Source organism: Paenibacillus flagellatus (assembly GCF_003217775.1).
Classification (GTDB): Bacteria; Bacillota; Bacilli; order Paenibacillales; family NBRC-103111; genus Paenibacillus_AB; species Paenibacillus_AB flagellatus.
Genome location: NZ_QJVJ01000005.1, coordinates 281,620 through 296,657 on the forward strand (window position 1 = coordinate 281,620; position 15,038 = coordinate 296,657).

Annotated in this window: 16 protein-coding genes; 5 read left to right on the forward strand and 11 right to left on the reverse strand. The window is 60.2% G+C overall.

The window, feature by feature from the left end; translation table 11 throughout:
• The first annotated feature begins 11 nt into the window (after positions 1-11).
• On the forward strand, positions 12-689 hold the full coding sequence (locus DLM86_RS13410) for a TetR/AcrR family transcriptional regulator (protein ID WP_110840519.1): 678 nt from the start codon (positions 12-14) through the stop codon (positions 687-689).
• A 77-nt stretch (positions 690-766) separates the two neighbouring features.
• On the opposite strand, the gene DLM86_RS13415 is transcribed toward DLM86_RS13410, so the two are convergent.
• From DLM86_RS13415 to DLM86_RS13435, 5 genes are all read right to left on the reverse strand, one after another.
• Entirely contained in the window at positions 767-2,707 is a 1,941-nt protein-coding gene (locus DLM86_RS13415) for a DUF2334 domain-containing protein (RefSeq protein ID WP_110840520.1), read from the reverse strand.
• A 175-nt stretch (positions 2,708-2,882) separates the two neighbouring features.
• A complete protein-coding gene (locus tag DLM86_RS13420) occupies positions 2,883-3,110 on the reverse strand; it encodes a cold-inducible protein YdjO-related protein (protein WP_110840521.1) in 228 nt (75 codons plus the stop codon).
• Positions 3,111-3,202: 92 nt separating this feature from the next.
• A complete protein-coding gene (locus DLM86_RS13425; protein WP_110840522.1) occupies positions 3,203-3,403 on the reverse strand; it encodes a cold-shock protein in 201 nt (66 codons plus the stop codon).
• A 212-nt stretch (positions 3,404-3,615) separates the two neighbouring features.
• Complete coding sequence (locus tag DLM86_RS13430; protein ID WP_110840523.1) at positions 3,616-4,767, reverse strand: MFS transporter; 1,152 nt, start codon at positions 4,765-4,767, stop codon at positions 3,616-3,618.
• A gap of 71 nt (positions 4,768-4,838) precedes the next feature.
• Positions 4,839-6,122 (reverse strand): MFS transporter, encoded by a 1,284-nt coding sequence (locus DLM86_RS13435; RefSeq protein ID WP_110840524.1) that lies wholly within the window; start codon positions 6,120-6,122, stop codon positions 4,839-4,841.
• A 184-nt stretch (positions 6,123-6,306) separates the two neighbouring features.
• On the opposite strand from DLM86_RS13435, the gene DLM86_RS13440 reads away from it, so the two are divergent.
• Positions 6,307-7,776, forward strand: a complete 1,470-nt coding sequence (locus DLM86_RS13440; RefSeq protein ID WP_110840525.1) for an aminotransferase class I/II-fold pyridoxal phosphate-dependent enzyme — start codon at positions 6,307-6,309, stop codon at positions 7,774-7,776.
• An 87-nt stretch (positions 7,777-7,863) separates the two neighbouring features.
• Here DLM86_RS13440 and DLM86_RS13445 read toward each other — a convergent pair whose 3' ends face one another.
• Positions 7,864-8,151, reverse strand: coding sequence for a DUF3055 domain-containing protein (locus DLM86_RS13445; RefSeq protein WP_110840526.1), 288 nt, complete (start codon positions 8,149-8,151; stop codon positions 7,864-7,866).
• Positions 8,152-8,359: 208 nt separating this feature from the next.
• Here DLM86_RS13445 and DLM86_RS13450 point away from each other — a divergent pair, with 208 nt between their 5' ends.
• Positions 8,360-8,779, forward strand: coding sequence for a DUF1885 family protein (locus DLM86_RS13450; RefSeq protein ID WP_110840527.1), 420 nt, complete (start codon positions 8,360-8,362; stop codon positions 8,777-8,779).
• 74 nt (positions 8,780-8,853) lie between these two features.
• Here the strand turns inward: DLM86_RS13450 and DLM86_RS13455 are convergent, their stop codons facing one another.
• The 3 genes from DLM86_RS13455 to DLM86_RS13465 form a co-directional block, all read right to left on the reverse strand.
• A complete protein-coding gene (locus DLM86_RS13455) occupies positions 8,854-9,150 on the reverse strand; it encodes a DUF1292 domain-containing protein (RefSeq protein ID WP_110840528.1) in 297 nt (98 codons plus the stop codon).
• A gap of 102 nt (positions 9,151-9,252) precedes the next feature.
• Positions 9,253-9,756, reverse strand: a complete 504-nt coding sequence (locus tag DLM86_RS13460) for a stalk domain-containing protein (RefSeq protein ID WP_245954574.1) — start codon at positions 9,754-9,756, stop codon at positions 9,253-9,255.
• 324 nt (positions 9,757-10,080) lie between these two features.
• A complete protein-coding gene (locus tag DLM86_RS13465) occupies positions 10,081-10,830 on the reverse strand; it encodes an N-acetylmuramoyl-L-alanine amidase (RefSeq protein WP_110840530.1) in 750 nt (249 codons plus the stop codon).
• A 219-nt stretch (positions 10,831-11,049) separates the two neighbouring features.
• Here DLM86_RS13465 and DLM86_RS13470 point away from each other — a divergent pair, with 219 nt between their 5' ends.
• On the forward strand, positions 11,050-11,211 hold the full coding sequence (locus DLM86_RS13470; RefSeq protein ID WP_110840531.1) for an aspartyl-phosphate phosphatase Spo0E family protein: 162 nt from the start codon (positions 11,050-11,052) through the stop codon (positions 11,209-11,211).
• 116 nt (positions 11,212-11,327) lie between these two features.
• On the opposite strand, the gene DLM86_RS13475 is transcribed toward DLM86_RS13470, so the two are convergent.
• A complete protein-coding gene (locus tag DLM86_RS13475; RefSeq protein ID WP_110840532.1) occupies positions 11,328-13,679 on the reverse strand; it encodes an FdhF/YdeP family oxidoreductase in 2,352 nt (783 codons plus the stop codon).
• Positions 13,680-13,784: 105 nt separating this feature from the next.
• On the opposite strand from DLM86_RS13475, the gene fdhD reads away from it, so the two are divergent.
• Complete coding sequence (gene fdhD, locus DLM86_RS13480) at positions 13,785-14,591, forward strand: formate dehydrogenase accessory sulfurtransferase FdhD (protein WP_245954576.1); 807 nt, start codon at positions 13,785-13,787, stop codon at positions 14,589-14,591.
• On the opposite strand, the gene DLM86_RS13485 is transcribed toward fdhD, so the two are convergent.
• Positions 14,592-14,783, reverse strand: a complete 192-nt coding sequence (locus DLM86_RS13485) for a hypothetical protein (protein ID WP_110840713.1) — start codon at positions 14,781-14,783, stop codon at positions 14,592-14,594. It lies immediately after the preceding gene.
• Positions 14,784-15,038 lie beyond the last annotated feature (255 nt).

The window sequence follows — 15,038 nt, forward strand, 5'->3', positions numbered from 1 at the left end:
AGGGGAGCCGCATGTCCGAACCGGTGGAGCAATGGGTGAAGGAGCTGCTCCAATCCTACGACGAAGAAGGGAAAATGACCGAGAAGCAGCTGCGCATCCTGAACGCGGCGATCGAGGTGTTCGCGGAGAAAGGGTTCGCGGCTTCGTCCACAAGCGAGATCGCCCAGCGGGCGGCGGTCGCGGAAGGTACCATTTTCCGGCACTACAAAACGAAGAAGGAGCTGCTCCTGTCCATCGTCGCGCCGATGATGAGCAAGCTGATCGCGCCGTTCGTGCTGCGCGACTTCTCGAAGGTGCTGGATGCGAAGTACGCCCGGTACGAAGATTTCATGCGCGCCGTCTTGATCAACCGGGCGGAATTCGCCCGCAACCATTTGCCCGTCATCAAAATCATGCTGCAGGAAATCCCGTTCCATCCGGAGCTGAAGGAACAGTTTGTCGAACGGGTCGGCAAAAAGGTGTTGGAGCGGATCGTGCCGGTCATCCGCAAGTTTCAGGACGAAGGGCAGATCGTACCGATTCCGCCCGAATCGGTGCTGAGACTGTCGGCCTCGGCCATTCTCGGCTTCCTGCTTATGCGCTTCGTCATGCTGCCGGAGCGCGAATGGGACGACGCCAAGGAGATCGACACGACGCTCGACTTCATCCTGTACGGCTTATCGGCATCGGGCCGACCCCCGGTTGCGTAACCGTATCGATCCAACAAACGAGGGCTATCCCCCGGCCGATGACTGGCCTTATAGGGATAGCCCTCTGATTTACGCATCTAATGGCGGCTCTCCGCCGGAAACGGCGTTTTCGATTGAAACGACAGCGCCGTATCGAGGTACGAGTCGTCGTTGGCCAGCTCGGCTACGTCCTTTTTCCCGTCGCCGTTCATGTCGCAGACGAACAGCTCCCCCGTCGAATGTCCCCACGGTCCCATCCGGGACAACAGCTCGAACTTCATCGGATCGGTTTGCCGGTACACGGCGAATCGCTTCTCCTCCGCATCCCAGAACAGGACGTCGTCCTTGCCGTCGCCGTTGAAGTCGCCGACCTTGACCGTGCCGTTCTCTCCGGTCGGTATGTCGAGCTCGAGCACGCTGCGCTTCCACTTTTTCGCCTCCGTGTCCGGGATGAGCTCGATCCACCGGGACGAATGCGGGAACGGGATGAGCAGCGTATCGCGGCCGTCGCCGTCCAAATCGCCGACCGTCAGCCGTACCGGAAATTTCCGGTCCCACGCCCGCGGCGCGAGCGGCGTGAGCTCCCCCTGCCGAAGGGAGAAGCTTTCAAGCTGGCTGCCGTCCGCCGCTTCCCCGGCGATGACCCATTCTTTCGGTCCGCGCCTCAACGCATACATGTCGGTCCATCCTTGCTTGCCCTTCCTCCACGTACGGGCCGGAACGAACCGGTCCCCTTGCGACCGGTACGACTCCATCGCCCCCGTCGACCGCATGACCCATAAATCCGATTTGCCGTCTCCGTCGTCGTCCAATAGCGTCCAGACGTCTCCTTTTCCGTACGCGACGTCGCACCACTTCCGGGGAGGACCGCTTTCCTCGTTGCGAAGGCCGCGGAACTGGCCGTCCCGAACGACGATCTCTCCTTTCCCCCGGTCCCAGACGACGACGTCGGCTTGGCCGTCACCGGTGACGTCGGCCGTCTCGACCGCTCCTTCCATCGACGTCCCTACCTTGACGCTGTGCGCCGGGACGAACGGAATGAAGTCGGTGAGCGAGATGAAGCCGTAGCCTTTCTCGGCCAACCGGGGCAGCAGCCGCTGCAGATGGCTTTTCTCCGCGTCCGGATACCGGTACAGCGGCAAGCCGTCGCGAACGACCGGATTCCCTTCGTCGTCCGTAACCGGGATCAAATGACGGAATTCCAAAAATGGATGGAAGAAAAAAGCCGGAAGCTTATCGGATTTGCCGAGCTGGTTCATGATGATATCGACGTCCCGGTTGTATGGGATATAGGAAAGCGGCGTCGGCACGTTGACCGCTCCGAGCGACGGCGCCCCGTCCCCCGCGTTGCGCGCGGTCGAGTATTGCGGGTGCAAAGCGTTGCGGTTCGCCTGCATGTCCGCCTGGAAATGAAGTCCGAAATAGTTGCGGAAGACGGCGTCCTGCTCCGGCAGCGTATGGTAATGGGGCGCTTCCCAAAAATACGGGAACAGCCCGGCGCGGCGAAACGTTTCGGCCGCCTCCTCCACCCGTTGCGAAGCGAATTGCGGCGTCATCGTCTCCCCGGCGTCCGGTACGAAAAATTCGTTGCCGATACCGGATTCGTGCTGGCCGTCGTCACGGAAGACGCCGCCGACCTGATGCGTGTAGCCGTGCATCCCGACGACCGCTCCGGAACGGGCCGCATCCTGAAGAAGCGACACGAACGAGCGGACGTATTCGTTGTCGAGCTGGTCGATCGATACGTCGTACCGCTTCCCGTCCTTCCCGATGTTGACCCAGCGCGGAATGACCGCGATCTGGAACCGGACGCCGCGTTCCTTCAACAGGTCGAGGACGGCACGCAGCTTGCCGAGCTGCTCGGGGCCTTCGTACTGTCCGCCGGGGCCGACGTCTTCGAGCCGAAGCAGCATCTGCTTCGGCTTGTTATCGTTGCCTACGACGGGGGCGAAGTGCAGCGCGTACAGCAGCACGAACGCGATCGCGGCGGCTATGGAGAAGCGGATACGGGCTTTGCGGCCGAACAGCCATCCTCTCAATGCGGGTCCCTCCTGATGTCCGACAAGCCGGTGCGGTTCTATCACGAGTAATTATAGCTGAAGCGTTTACAGAAGTCACCAACAAAAAATCCCCTTTTCCGCGTGCGGAAAAAGGGGATCGAGGTTGTCATGACATGATGCGGCACCGAATCGGATGCCGGGTATCGGGGCCGGCTCAGACGTCGGTTCCGCTCTTCAGCGGCTTCGCGCCGCCGCTCGGACCGGCGATCGCCGGAACCATCTTCATCGTCCGGGTCATCGGCGACAAACAAAGCCGGCAGGTCGGCGTATGATCGAAAGCGAAATCGTCCCTCATCCAACCGTTGCATCCGTCGTTCGTACAAGACCAAATTTCGGTCTCCTCGAGCGGGAGCTCTTCCGTAAACCGTCTGCGCTTGTTCATCGGGGTACCCCTTCCGATAGTGGTATGGATCGCCAACACAGGGCCTGAAGTAAAAAAGCCGCCCATACGACGAGGCAGGGCAGCTTTTTCGATTACAGCTTGACTACGTTTTCGGCTTGCGGTCCGCGATTGCCTTGAACCACGTTGAATTGTACGCGTTGGCCCTCGTCCAGCGACTTGTAGCCGTCGCCGGTAATGGCGCTGAAATGAACGAATACGTCATTTCCGCCTTCCGTCGCGATAAAGCCGTAGCCTTTTTCCGCGTTAAACCATTTTACTGTTCCGGTTTGCATGGAGGTCACTCCTTCCATCAGAAACTAATATGTTCTTTTTATTCGAAAATAAAAATTCACACATTGATAATGGTACCATTCTCACAAATGATAACGATTATCAATATGTGAATCGGATTACGTTTTCCAGTTAGTTATACTTTACCACAGGCGAACGGAAAAAGCAAACGAAACGTTCCGCCCGTTCGCCGAACGGGCGGCGGGCATCGGATTCAGCCCGCCGCTTTCCCCGCCCGCCGGTCGAGCGCCCGGAACGGCACGAGCAGCGCGATCGCCGCCAGACAGAGCGCTCCGCCGATCGCGAACGGCAGATGGACGTTCAGATGGTACGCCCCCATCCCCATCAGCGGGCCGGCGATTCGCCCGAGGCTGTCCATCGAGGAGTTGAGCCCGGTCGCCACCCCTTGGCCGGCCTTCGTCTTCTGCGTAATGAGCGACAGGACGCATGGCCGAATCAGCGCGTTGCCGGCCGCAAAGACGGTCATGTAAACGGTGGCGGTCAGCAGGCTCGAAGAAAGCAGGATGAGGAAGAAGCCGATCGCCGACAGGACAAGCCCGATCGCGATCACCTTCGTCTCGTCGCCCGGCTTGACGAGCCGGCGGACGACGCCGCCCTGGATGCCGGCGCCGACGATGCCGCTGACGAGGAACATGATGCCCATGTCCATCGGCCCCGCGCCGAATCGGAGCGCCTCGAAATATTGCAGCGTTCCTTCCAGGCCGGCGAGCGTAAACGTTACGAAAAACGACAAAACGTACAAATATTTCAACGAGCCGGAAAAGGCGCTCCACCGGGACGGCCGCTTCCGCGCCTGACCCCGCTTGTCGGCCGGCAGCGATTCGACGAGCCGGCTCGCCGCGAACAGAAGCGTGACGAGAGACAGCGCCGACGAGACGAAGAACGGAACGGACAGCCCGAACCCGCTCAGCAAGCCGCCGACGGCCGGACCGAAAATAAAGCCGAGCCCGATCGACATCCCGACGAGCCCCATTCCTTTCGTCCGGTTCTCCTCGGTCGTCACGTCGGCGACGTAAGCGACGGCGCACGACGTCGCGGCTCCGGAGAACAGACCGCCGAGCAGCCGGGATCCGTACATCAGCCACAGGCTGTCGCCGGCGAGCCCGAGCAGCAGGAAGCTGACCGCGAAGCCGAGCAGGCCGAGCAGCAGCACCGGGCGTCTGCCGATCCGGTCGGACAGCGAGCCCCAGAACGGCGACATGACGAAGGAGACGGCGGAGTACAGCATCAGCATCATATTCAGGTGAAACGGGCTGACGACTTCCGGAAGCACCGGAATGATGATGCCGAACCCGATGAAAATCGTCATCAAGATGAGCATGATCGCGGACAATTGTTTTCTCATTGAACGAATGGCCTCCCCTATTCCGAACGAAACATCCGTACGCAAAAAGAAAGCGCCTGCGGGCGCTCTCCTTATCTTACCATAACTTTTCGCCGGGCGAAAATGAACAATTGGAGAACGAACAAAGTGGCGAGGACGAGGCCGCTCGCCACAAACGGCGAGCGGTGACCGAGCGTGTCCCACAGCTTGCCCGATACGATCGGGCCGATGACGTTGCCGGACCCTTCGATCGTCAGGAAAAAGCCCCATATCGCCCCCCGCTTCTCCTTCGGGACGACCGAGGCGATGAGCGCGTTCCACGACGGAATGATGAGCGCGTAGCCGATGCCGAGCAGCGCGACGAGGACGAGGACGAGCGACACCGAACGGATGTACGTAAACGTAAGGAGCGATCCGGCGCTAAGAAGAAGGCCCGTATTGATAAACGGACGAACGCCCCATCGGTCCACCAGCTTGCCGACCGGGATGAGGCACAGCACCGTGATCGCCCCCCCGGCGACCAGAAACAAGCTGTATTGGGACGGCGTCAACTGAAGCACCGTCCGCGCATACAGCGTCAGCACCGGCGTCAGCAGCCCGATCGCGAACGTCTGCGCGAACAGCGCGGCGTAAAACGCCCAGCCGACGTTCAGCGACCGGTTCGCCTCGTCCAAATAGCGGCGCATTTTGTCCAGCTGCCGGACGAACACGTTGCCGCCTCCCGCCTCCGCCGGCCCTTTGCGCTCCTTGAAATCGTGCACGAGCGTCTTCAAATCGGCCGCGTCCCGGCGGCGTCCCGGCAAAAAAAAGGTAACGACGACGCATATCGCCATCAATCCGATCAATACCCGGAATGCCGGCGTATACGAGTCCGCGATGAAAAAGTTGATGACGACCGGCCCCAAGCCGACGCCGGAAAGCCATGAAATGTACACGACCGACATCGTCGTGCCGGTCGCCTTCTCGCCCGCCGACTCGGTCGCCCCCGTAATGACGCAGGGCCACAGCGGCGACGTTCCGACGCCGAGCAGCGTGCAGGCGAGCATGATCCAGTAATGGTTCGAGAACGTCACGAGAATGACGACGGACAAAAACGTCAGGACGATGCCGGTCAGCATGACCGGCCGGTAGCCGACCTTGTCGATCAGCCAGCCGATCGGCGAGCGGAACAAGTTGTCCCCGATGTATTGAAGCGCCATCGTCCATCCGATAATAAACGTCGTAATGCCCAGCGCCGACTTCATGTAAATCGGCAAGATGGAGACGAGGATCGCTCCCTTGACGAATTCGACGATAAACATGATGACGAGCAGCAGGACGACGAACGGCGTGAAAAACTGCCTTTGCGTTGCCCAAAACGTTTGGAGCCGGTTCATGCCTTCACCTCTGAGATTCGCTTTATGTACGGCGTCCGGCCGCAGGATGCGCGGACGCTTCCTTCCAGTATTCCCCCGACTCGCTCCGTTCATGAAAGACGGACTTGCATCGCTCCCCCAATTTGATATACTCAAGCTTGTTTAAGCATATCATTCGAATTCGTTGGAAGGAAGGGATGACCGCATGGATCACAGCCGCGCCCCTTTATTCACCGCATTGACCCGACATGCGGCCAGACGCCCGATTCAATTTCACATCCCCGGGCACAAGACGGGAGCGGGAGCCGATCCGGAGTTCCGATCGTTTATCGGAGACAACGCGCTCTCGATCGACTTGATCAATATAGCGCCGCTTGACGATCTGCATCAACCGACCGGCGTCATCCAGGAAGCGCAGCAGCTCGCCGCCGACGCGTTCGGAGCGGACTATACGTTCTTCTCCGTGCAGGGGACGAGCGGCGCCATCATGACCATGATCATGTCCGTCGTCGGGGAAGGCGACAAAATCATCGTTCCCCGGAACGTACATAAATCGATTTTATCGGCGATCATCTTCTCCGGCGCGAAGCCGGTGTTCGTCTCCCCCGTGCGCGACCCGAACCTGGGCATCGACCACGGCGTCACGACCAGCTCCGTGCGCAAGGCGCTCGAGAAGCATCCGGACGCGAAGGCGGTTCTCGTCATCAATCCGACGTATTACGGCGTATGCGCCCATCTGAAGGAAATCGTCGAGCTCGTGCACGGCTACGACATTCCGGTGCTCGTGGACGAAGCGCACGGCTCGCTTATCCATTTCCACGACAAGCTTCCGCTCTCCGCGATGATGGCGGGAGCCGACATGGCCGCCACGAGCGTCCATAAGCTGGGCGGCTCGATGACGCAAAGCTCGGTGCTGAACGTCCAAGGCCCGCGCATTAACCAACGGCGCATTCAGACGATCATCAGCATGCTGACGACGACGTCGACGTCGTATTTGCTCCTCGCCTCGCTCGACACGTCGAGAAGGAACTTGGCGCTGAACGGCAAAGCGATGGCGGAGAAGGCGATCGGACTCGCCCAGTACGCGCGCAGCGCCATCAACGAAATTCCCGGCTTGTACTGCTTCGGCGAAGACATCCTCGGGACGGAGGCGACCTTCGACTACGATCCGACGAAGGTGACCGTTCACGTCCGCCATCTCGGCATTACGGGATACGACGCGGAAAATTGGCTGCGGGAAAGGTACAATATCGAGATCGAGCTTAGCGATATGTACAACATCCTTTGCCTCATCACGCCGGGAGATACGCAGGAAAACGTCGACACGCTGCTCGAGGCGCTGCGGGAGCTTTCCCGTGAGACGGGCGGCGCGCGCGAATCGAAGGAGCTCGTCATCGAAATTCCGGAAATTCCGCAGCTGTCGCTCACGCCGCGCGACGCGTTCTACGGCGATACCGAGCTCGTGCCGTTCAAGGAATCGGCCGGTCGTATCATGGCCGAATTTATTTACGTCTATCCGCCCGGCATCCCGATCCTGCTCCCGGGAGAGGTCATCTCGCAGGACAACATCGATTATATCGTCGACCATCTCGAAGTCGGCTTGCCGGTGAAAGGGCCCGAGGACCGCACGATCGAGTACGTCAAGGTGATCGTCGAGACGAAGCCGATCTTCTAAACGAATGCGCGATAACGACAAAGAGCGTTCCCATCGAAGGGGAACGCTCTTTCCGGTTGCGTCATGGCGCGCCGGACGCCCGCCGAGTCAATATTGATCCTTGGCCGGCAGCGGCGGGATCAGCTGCCTGAGAAAGGACGACACCTCGGCGGCTTCCACCGGAGTCAGCCGGAACGATTTTTGCAAATGCGTCAAGTTGTCGAGGTCGTGGTAGTCCAAAAGGGACGATCGGTTCGTCTGCATGCACACGACGAGCGGCTTGCCGAAAAACGCGTTCGTATAGACGATGCCGAAATCGTAGCGGGTCCGTTCGGTCGCATACCCGACAAATTGGATATTCGCTTGCTCCGCGGTATCGTACAGTCGTTCGAACATGATGCGTCACACTCCTTTTGGTTTGAATATTCTGAATATTTGTTCTGTTTTCATACTATACCACGCCGACGGTTCGGTGACAATGCCGAATTGACATTGCCGCCGGCGCGCATGCGCCGCTTCGCCCCCCGGTGGGACATATTGTCATCGGGAATCCGAAGTGCTATGATGGTCATGGAAAAACGCCAACGACAAAGGTGGTGCAACGATGGCGCAAAGCGCTTACATTTATCTCGTGGACGGATCCGCCGCTTCCGCCTTGACGCTCGACGAACTGAAGGAGCATCTGGACCGCTACAAGGAGCAAACCTCGTTGACCGGCCGGCAGCTCGGCTGGGATTACGCCGCTTCCGCCTTCCCGTATTCGGTCGAGACGAAGCCGGAGGGCGAAGGCAAATGGTTTTATTTGAAAGGCCTCAATCCACTCTACAAATATATTTTGTTCGGCGTCGGCACCAAGACGGAGGGCGACAAGGAAAAGGCGTACGTCCAAGTGACGCTTCCGGACGATGCGACCCACGGCGACAAGTCGAAGGGCAACGAGCTGTGCAAATATTTGGCCCGCCGCCTGAAGGCGGAGCTGCGGTTGTTCAACGGCCGCACGATGTACTTCAATCCGCGCAAATAAGAGAAAGGCCCGCATGCGCGGCTTGAACGGAACAAAAACCCCCTCGTCCTGCCGGACAAGGGGGTTTCGCCGCTTTACGCGTTCGCTTCCGTCTCCACGATCTGCTCGTACACCGCGGTTACGTGCTCCCACTCGGCGTCGTCCTCGATATTGACGAGGAACGATTCTTCGCCTTCCTCTTCGATCCGGAAAATGATGCTGTCCGCTTCCGGTTCGTTCCGGTCGAGCAATACGGCGTATGCTTTGTCTTTCGTTTCAAACGTATATACGATCACCATCTCGTGCTCGTTGCCGTCTTCGTCGGTCAGGATGAACACTTCGTCCTCGTGGTCTTCGCAGCCGCAATTCTCGTCGTGCTGATGCTCGCTCATGCCAAGCCCTCATTTCATCGATAGAATTTCAAATCTTTCCTATCGTACCATTTTCCAAATGGCGGGTCAATGAAGGGCCGGGAGCGAACCGCTCCGCCGGGGTCATTCGGACGTAATCGTCTTCTCGGAAACGACCGCATAATCGCGGGAATCGTCGAGCTTGATTTTGAACTGCACCTTGTACGTGCCCGAAGCGTCGAAGGTGACGCCTTCGAGCGGCCAGCTGTACCAGAAGCTGTCCTTGCTTCCTTCGAGGGCTACCGCGTCCGTGCTTCGAATGACCGAGCCGTCCGGCGCGACGAGATCGATCCGGAACGAATGAATCGGCGTGGCGAGGCTGTCCACTTGCGCGGCGACGACGAAGCTGAGCTTTTTTCCTTTGCTCACTTTGCCGAACGGCGTCTTGGGCGAGTCGTCCTTGGCGATATCCGTCGCTACGAACATATGTACGTTGGGCTTGTAGATCGATGCCGTCTTCGTGTCGTCGTCCCACTTGACGATCGCATTGAGCGAATCGGAGAGCGAGCGAAGCGGAAGCACGACGCGGCCGTTGATCATGAAAGCGGGTACGTCGTCGGTGGCGACGCCCGAATTGTTCAATTGCACTCTGACTTTCGCAAATCCTTGGTACTCACCCCAAGGCGAGCTTGCGTAAACGATCCCAGCTCCTAGCACGACCAGCGTGGCAGTTAGTGCTGCAAGCCGCTTCACCTTCATTATCGGATACCCCCATCAAGCGTGTCGTTCTGAATCGTTATACTCGATGTCGAACGAAAAGTTGCGGGAGCGGGCGGAGAAATGTTTTGCATTTCGACGTGAATATAGTTACAATAATGTTTTATATTACCAATCGACTCCAAAAATAGTCCCCGATCCGCCACGGCGGACGATGCCGGAAAGCGGCTTCGCCGCAGGCTTCGGGGCTCGCGGTCAGATGATGCCTTTGCGGTGCAGGACGGTCAGCAGACGGTAAAAGTCGTACGAGCCGCCCTGCGGCGTATCGATCAGCCCTTGGCTGACGGCCGCCTGCACGGCATCCTGCGCCCATGCGGGCACTTCGTCCAACCGCTCGAGGCTTTCGAGCGCCGCGACGCGGTTTTGCAGCTCCTGCAGCTGCGCGAGCAATTGTTCCATCTCCTCGTCTCCCTCCTCCATCTCCGCAAGCGTGGCGTACAGCTGCTCCCACGGAAACGCCGGCCCCGGACAGTTCGGCTTGCCGACCGGATTCACCTGATAATGGCCGATGACGTGGTATTCGTCCAGCGGGAACCGTTTGCCGTATGCGCCGGCGATATAATCCCGAATGTACCGGTGCAGCCAGACGGTCGCTTCGAATTGCGCCTGCGTCAAGTCGCCGTCGTACCCCTCGTGCTCGATCGATACGCAGTACAAATTCGGATTGACGCCCATATCGCGCACGACCTGCGCCCGCGCCTGCGGAATCCGGTCTGCGGGAATGCCTTGCGCCCACGCCATCCGTTCGATCTGCACATATTGGTGAATGCGGCCGTCCTTGGCGACGCCGAAATGGGCGGACGAGACGTTGTTGTTCGGGTCCGTGAACCAATTGTCCAAGCTCGACATCGTACCGACCGAGATATGGTCGACGATGACGAAAGGGACGTAGCCTTCCCTGCTGCTGGAGTTGGTATTGGCGTTTCCCTTCCATACGATGTCCAATCCGGTTCGCCTCCTGCCTGTCGATCCTGTTCGTGCAGCCCGCACGATACATCGTATTCACCGGCAGTGGTAACGGCAACCGGAAAATCCATATATTTTACACGAAATACCCATCTTTTGTAAACAAAAATAAGCATGCTCAGATTGAAGTTACGCGATGGGATAAAATCATGTAAACTGATACAGAAATATACAATCGAAGGGGAAGCGGGAGTCATCATGAGCCATCATATCGGATTGAATCGTGAAATCAACCAATTGAAGCAGCTGCTCGTTCGGACTGCGAAAGAGCACAAGTACAATTTCGGACATCCCCACGTGTTGGAAATCAGTCAGCAATTGGACCGGTTGATCGTTAAAGTGATGAGATACACCCGATAACCGCTACCGCTTAATCGATATGTCCGAACCCCTTCGCCTTTCGCGAAGGGGTTCTTTGTCGCGCCGGAAGAGATCGGCCTTCTCCGGCTTCGTCATGCGGCCGCGGGGCCGCTCCGTCATTCCGTGCCGACGTCCAGCTCGGCGATGCGGCGCTCCGCATACCGGGTGTCTTTGAAGGCGAAAAACGTCTCGGCTTTCTCGACGATCGCGGTCCCGTTATATTCCGGGATGCCGGCATAAGGCTCGTAGACCCCTTTCGGGAACAGCACGTTGCCTTCCGGCCAATACACCCCGATGTTGCCCGGCGCCATCTCGGCGAGCTTGGCCCGGCCGTACAGCGTGCCGCTCCGGTTGTACACGACGATCGCCTCCCCGTCCGCGATGCCGAGTTCCCGCGCGTCCGACGGGCGAAGCAGGACGTCGTCCCGTTTCGCGTCGTTAAACGGGTCGACGGCGGCGTACACCATCGAGTTGAACTGCTTGCCTCTCCGGGTCGTCACCCGGAAATGGCCTTCGGGCTTGCGCAGCTCCGGGAGCTGGATCGGCAGCAGCTTCCCCTTGCCGTCGGCCGTCGGACATTCCCCGTCCTCGCAAAGCCAGGCGCCGCCCCATTGGAACACGTCCCCGGCTTTGGCCAAATGCTGGATGCCGTCGTAGTACGGTACGGCTGCGGCGATCTCGTCGCGGATATGCTGCGCCGAGCGGAACCGGATCTTCCCCCGCATCTCCGGCTTCACCCGCGCCGCCACTTCGGTGACGATGTCCCATTCCGCGCGCGCTTCCGCGATGCGCGGTCCGTCGATTTCCGGGCTGAAGTAGACCATCCGCTCCGTGCTCGTCGACGTTCCCCCTCCCGGCTGCTCGTAGCGCGTCATCGCCGGCAGCACGATCACTTCCTCCCTCGCGTCGGCCAGCGTCGACGTGTTCAGGATAATATCCTGATGGACGCGGAGCTCGACGCTCTCGAGGCATCTCCGGACGAAATCCGGCTTCGGCATCGTCTCGAGGAAGTTGCCGCCGCTCGTATAGAACACGCGCGTCCGCCGTTCGTGGCCGTCCGGCAGCAGCGCGTTTTCGAGCGACAAGCCGACGATGTCGCCCTGCCAATCGGGGATCGGGAACCCCCACAGCGCCTCGAACCGTCTGCGGCTCTCGTCGTCGATCGGCCCGCCGCCCGGCAGCGACATCGGCTCCGCGCCCATCTCGCCGGCGCCCTGCACGCCGCTGTGGCCGCGGATCGGCATGAGCCCGCACTTCTCGCGGCCGACGAAGCCGCGCAGCATCGCCAAATTGGCGAGCTGGGAAACGTTGTCGGTGCCGAACCGGTGCTGCGTCAGCCCCATGCTCCAGACGAATACGCCCGTCTTGGCTGCGGCGAGCAGCCGGGCGAAGTCGGCGATCTTCTCCCGGGTCATGCCCGAACTTCGTTCGAGCGTCGGCCAATCGAGCGAGGCGACGTGGCGCCTTACGTCCTCGACGCCCGTCGTATGCGCGTTGACGAAAGCGCGGTCGATCGCCGAGCCGGGACGCGCCTTCTCCATCTCGAACCACGTCTTCATGACGCCGTTCATCAAGGCGATGTCGCCGCCGATGTTCACCTGGACGAATTCGTCCGCGATTTTCGTACCGAACAGCGCGCTTTCCGCTATGGACGGGATCCAGTACCGTTCCATCGACGGCTCGCGGTACGGGTTGACGACGACGATTTTCGTGCCGGCCTTCTTCGCGGCGTACATATATTTCGTCGAGACGGGCTGATTGTTCGCGGCGACGGACCCCCAGAAGACGAGCACGTCGGTGCCGATCCAATCTTTGTAGCTGCAGCTCGACGCGCCGATGCCGAGCGAACGCTTGAGCGCCGTTTTGCTGGGCGAGTGGCATATCCGCGAGGCGTTGTCGATATGGTTCGTCCCGAGGAAGCGCGCCGCTTTGGCCGCCGCGTAATACGTCTCGTTCGTAATGCCGCGCGCCGTCCAATAAAAGGCGAGCTGCTTCGGATCGACGGAACGGATTTTGGCGGCGATCCGATCGAGCGCCTCGTCCCACGTTAGCCGGGTAAACCGGTTCTCCCCTTTCCGGCGGATCAGCGGATACGGAATGCGGCCGAGCCGGCGCTGCGACGCGCTGTCCATCGCCCGGAGCTTCTCCACGTCCTCGAACCAATGCGGCTCGATGGCGGGCATCGTGTTCAGCCGCAGCACGTTCAGCCGGGTCGTGCACAGATGCGGCCCCGTCAGCGTGCGGTCGCGCAGGCCCGATACGCCGAGAGCGCAGCCGTCGCATACGCCCTTCGTCAAAATACGGTAGGCGTAGGGCAAATTGTCGCGGTTTTCGTAAAGCGCTTTCAACGTATCCCGAATATGGCGCGGCTTCACCTTGCCGAGCCCGAGCGGAGCCGCACTGACCCACAGCGCCGGCTTCGGCGTCCGGTCGAGCTTGACCGGCCCGGTATGCTTCGTTTTACCCATGAGGGGCTCCTCCGTTCGCGTTCGTTCATGCTATTATGAGTATAATACCACGAACGATTTCCTCGCGGCATCCGCGATTTCGCGAACGACAAGGAGCGATCCGACATGAGCGACATGAGCGACATCATCGGCACAGGCCGCTGGCTTGCGCGCAAATACGACGGCGACATCTGGACCGAAGCGATCGATCCCGTCGCCGAGGAATACCCGCTTACCGTTATCGTCAACGATGCCGAATTCGCCACGATCGTCTGCTCCCCCGATCATCTCGAGGAGATGACGGTCGGGTTTCTCGCTTCGGAAGGCGCGATCCGGGGGACGGCCGACATCGCCAGCCTGGCGATCGACGAGAACCGCGGCATCGCCTATGTCGGGCTCGTCCGGCGCGACGCGCTCGATCCCGCCGCCTTCGCGAAGCGGCGCATCGGCTCCTGCTGCGGCAAAAGCCGGCAGTCGTTTTACTTCCACGCCGACGCGCGGACGGCGCGGCCGATCGGCGCCGACCCGTCGTTCGCCGTGACGCCCGGCCGCTGCTACGAGCTGATGCGCGCCCTGCACGACGCGTCCGCCGAGCACCGGCTGACCGGCGGCGTGCACGGCGCCGCCCTGTTCGGCGAGGCCGGCATCGAGGCGCGCTTCTCCGACATCGGCCGGCATAACGCCTTGGATAAGCTGTACGGGCACAGCTTGATGCGCGGCTTGAGCGCATCCGGCAAAATCGTCGCCTTCAGCGGCCGGCTCTCGTCCGAGGTCGTCCTGAAGGCGGTCAAAATCGGCGCACCGGTCTTGTTGTCCAAATCGGCGCCGACCGTGCTCGGCCTGCAGCTCGCCGACGAGCTCGGCCTCACCGCCGTCGGCTTCCTGAGAGGCGGCGCCATGAACGTGTATACGCATCCGGACCGGATCCGATAATCATTTGAAATAACGGGTGAGCACGCAGGGAACGCCGTTGCCTACCGCCCCCGGCCTTTCCAGCCGGGCCATGTACCGGATGCCGCGCTCGCATTGCTGCCGGCATACGGCGCACACGTCGGAGCTGACGATTTTGTAGTGCGCCTGCACCCTGCTCCCCGGCGCCTGCTTCTTCACTTTTTTTCCTGCCATCGCCTTCGTCCTCCCGCCCAACGCATATCGCGACAAAATCGCACTGTATCGTATGCGAATGCGGAAAAACGGGACTCCGCTCCCGCCCGGATACCGGGCCCAATGGGCGATCGTCCGGTTCGGCAAGCGAAGATTTTGTCGAATCAGGGAAGCGCATTCTTTCATTTTCGCTGGAAAAATGGTACATTGGATGTAATATGTCTTTTTTCGCCATCGCCATCGATCGATTCCGATTGCTCGAACCCGCTTAAGGAG

Excerpts from the sequence above, each read along its gene's own strand:
- DLM86_RS13410 (WP_110840519.1), top strand. The coding sequence starts at position 12 with ATGTCCGAACCGGTGGAGCAATGGGTGAAGGAGCTGCTCCAATCCTAC.
- DLM86_RS13420 (WP_110840521.1), bottom strand. The coding sequence starts at position 3,110 with ATGAACAAGCGCAGACGGTTTACGGAAGAGCTCCCGCTCGAGGAGACC.
- DLM86_RS13425 (WP_110840522.1), bottom strand. The coding sequence starts at position 3,403 with ATGCAAACCGGAACAGTAAAATGGTTTAACGCGGAAAAAGGCTACGGC.
- DLM86_RS13430 (WP_110840523.1), bottom strand. The coding sequence starts at position 4,767 with ATGAGAAAACAATTGTCCGCGATCATGCTCATCTTGATGACGATTTTC.
- DLM86_RS13435 (WP_110840524.1), bottom strand. The coding sequence starts at position 6,122 with ATGAACCGGCTCCAAACGTTTTGGGCAACGCAAAGGCAGTTTTTCACG.
- DLM86_RS13440 (WP_110840525.1), top strand. The coding sequence starts at position 6,307 with ATGGATCACAGCCGCGCCCCTTTATTCACCGCATTGACCCGACATGCG.
- DLM86_RS13445 (WP_110840526.1), bottom strand. The coding sequence starts at position 8,151 with ATGTTCGAACGACTGTACGATACCGCGGAGCAAGCGAATATCCAATTT.
- DLM86_RS13450 (WP_110840527.1), top strand. The coding sequence starts at position 8,360 with ATGGCGCAAAGCGCTTACATTTATCTCGTGGACGGATCCGCCGCTTCC.
- DLM86_RS13455 (WP_110840528.1), bottom strand. The coding sequence starts at position 9,150 with ATGAGCGAGCATCAGCACGACGAGAATTGCGGCTGCGAAGACCACGAG.
- DLM86_RS13470 (WP_110840531.1), top strand. The coding sequence starts at position 11,050 with ATGAGCCATCATATCGGATTGAATCGTGAAATCAACCAATTGAAGCAG.
- DLM86_RS13475 (WP_110840532.1), bottom strand. The coding sequence starts at position 13,679 with ATGGGTAAAACGAAGCATACCGGGCCGGTCAAGCTCGACCGGACGCCG.
- fdhD (WP_245954576.1), top strand. The coding sequence starts at position 13,785 with ATGAGCGACATGAGCGACATCATCGGCACAGGCCGCTGGCTTGCGCGC.
- DLM86_RS13485 (WP_110840713.1), bottom strand. The coding sequence starts at position 14,783 with ATGGCAGGAAAAAAAGTGAAGAAGCAGGCGCCGGGGAGCAGGGTGCAG.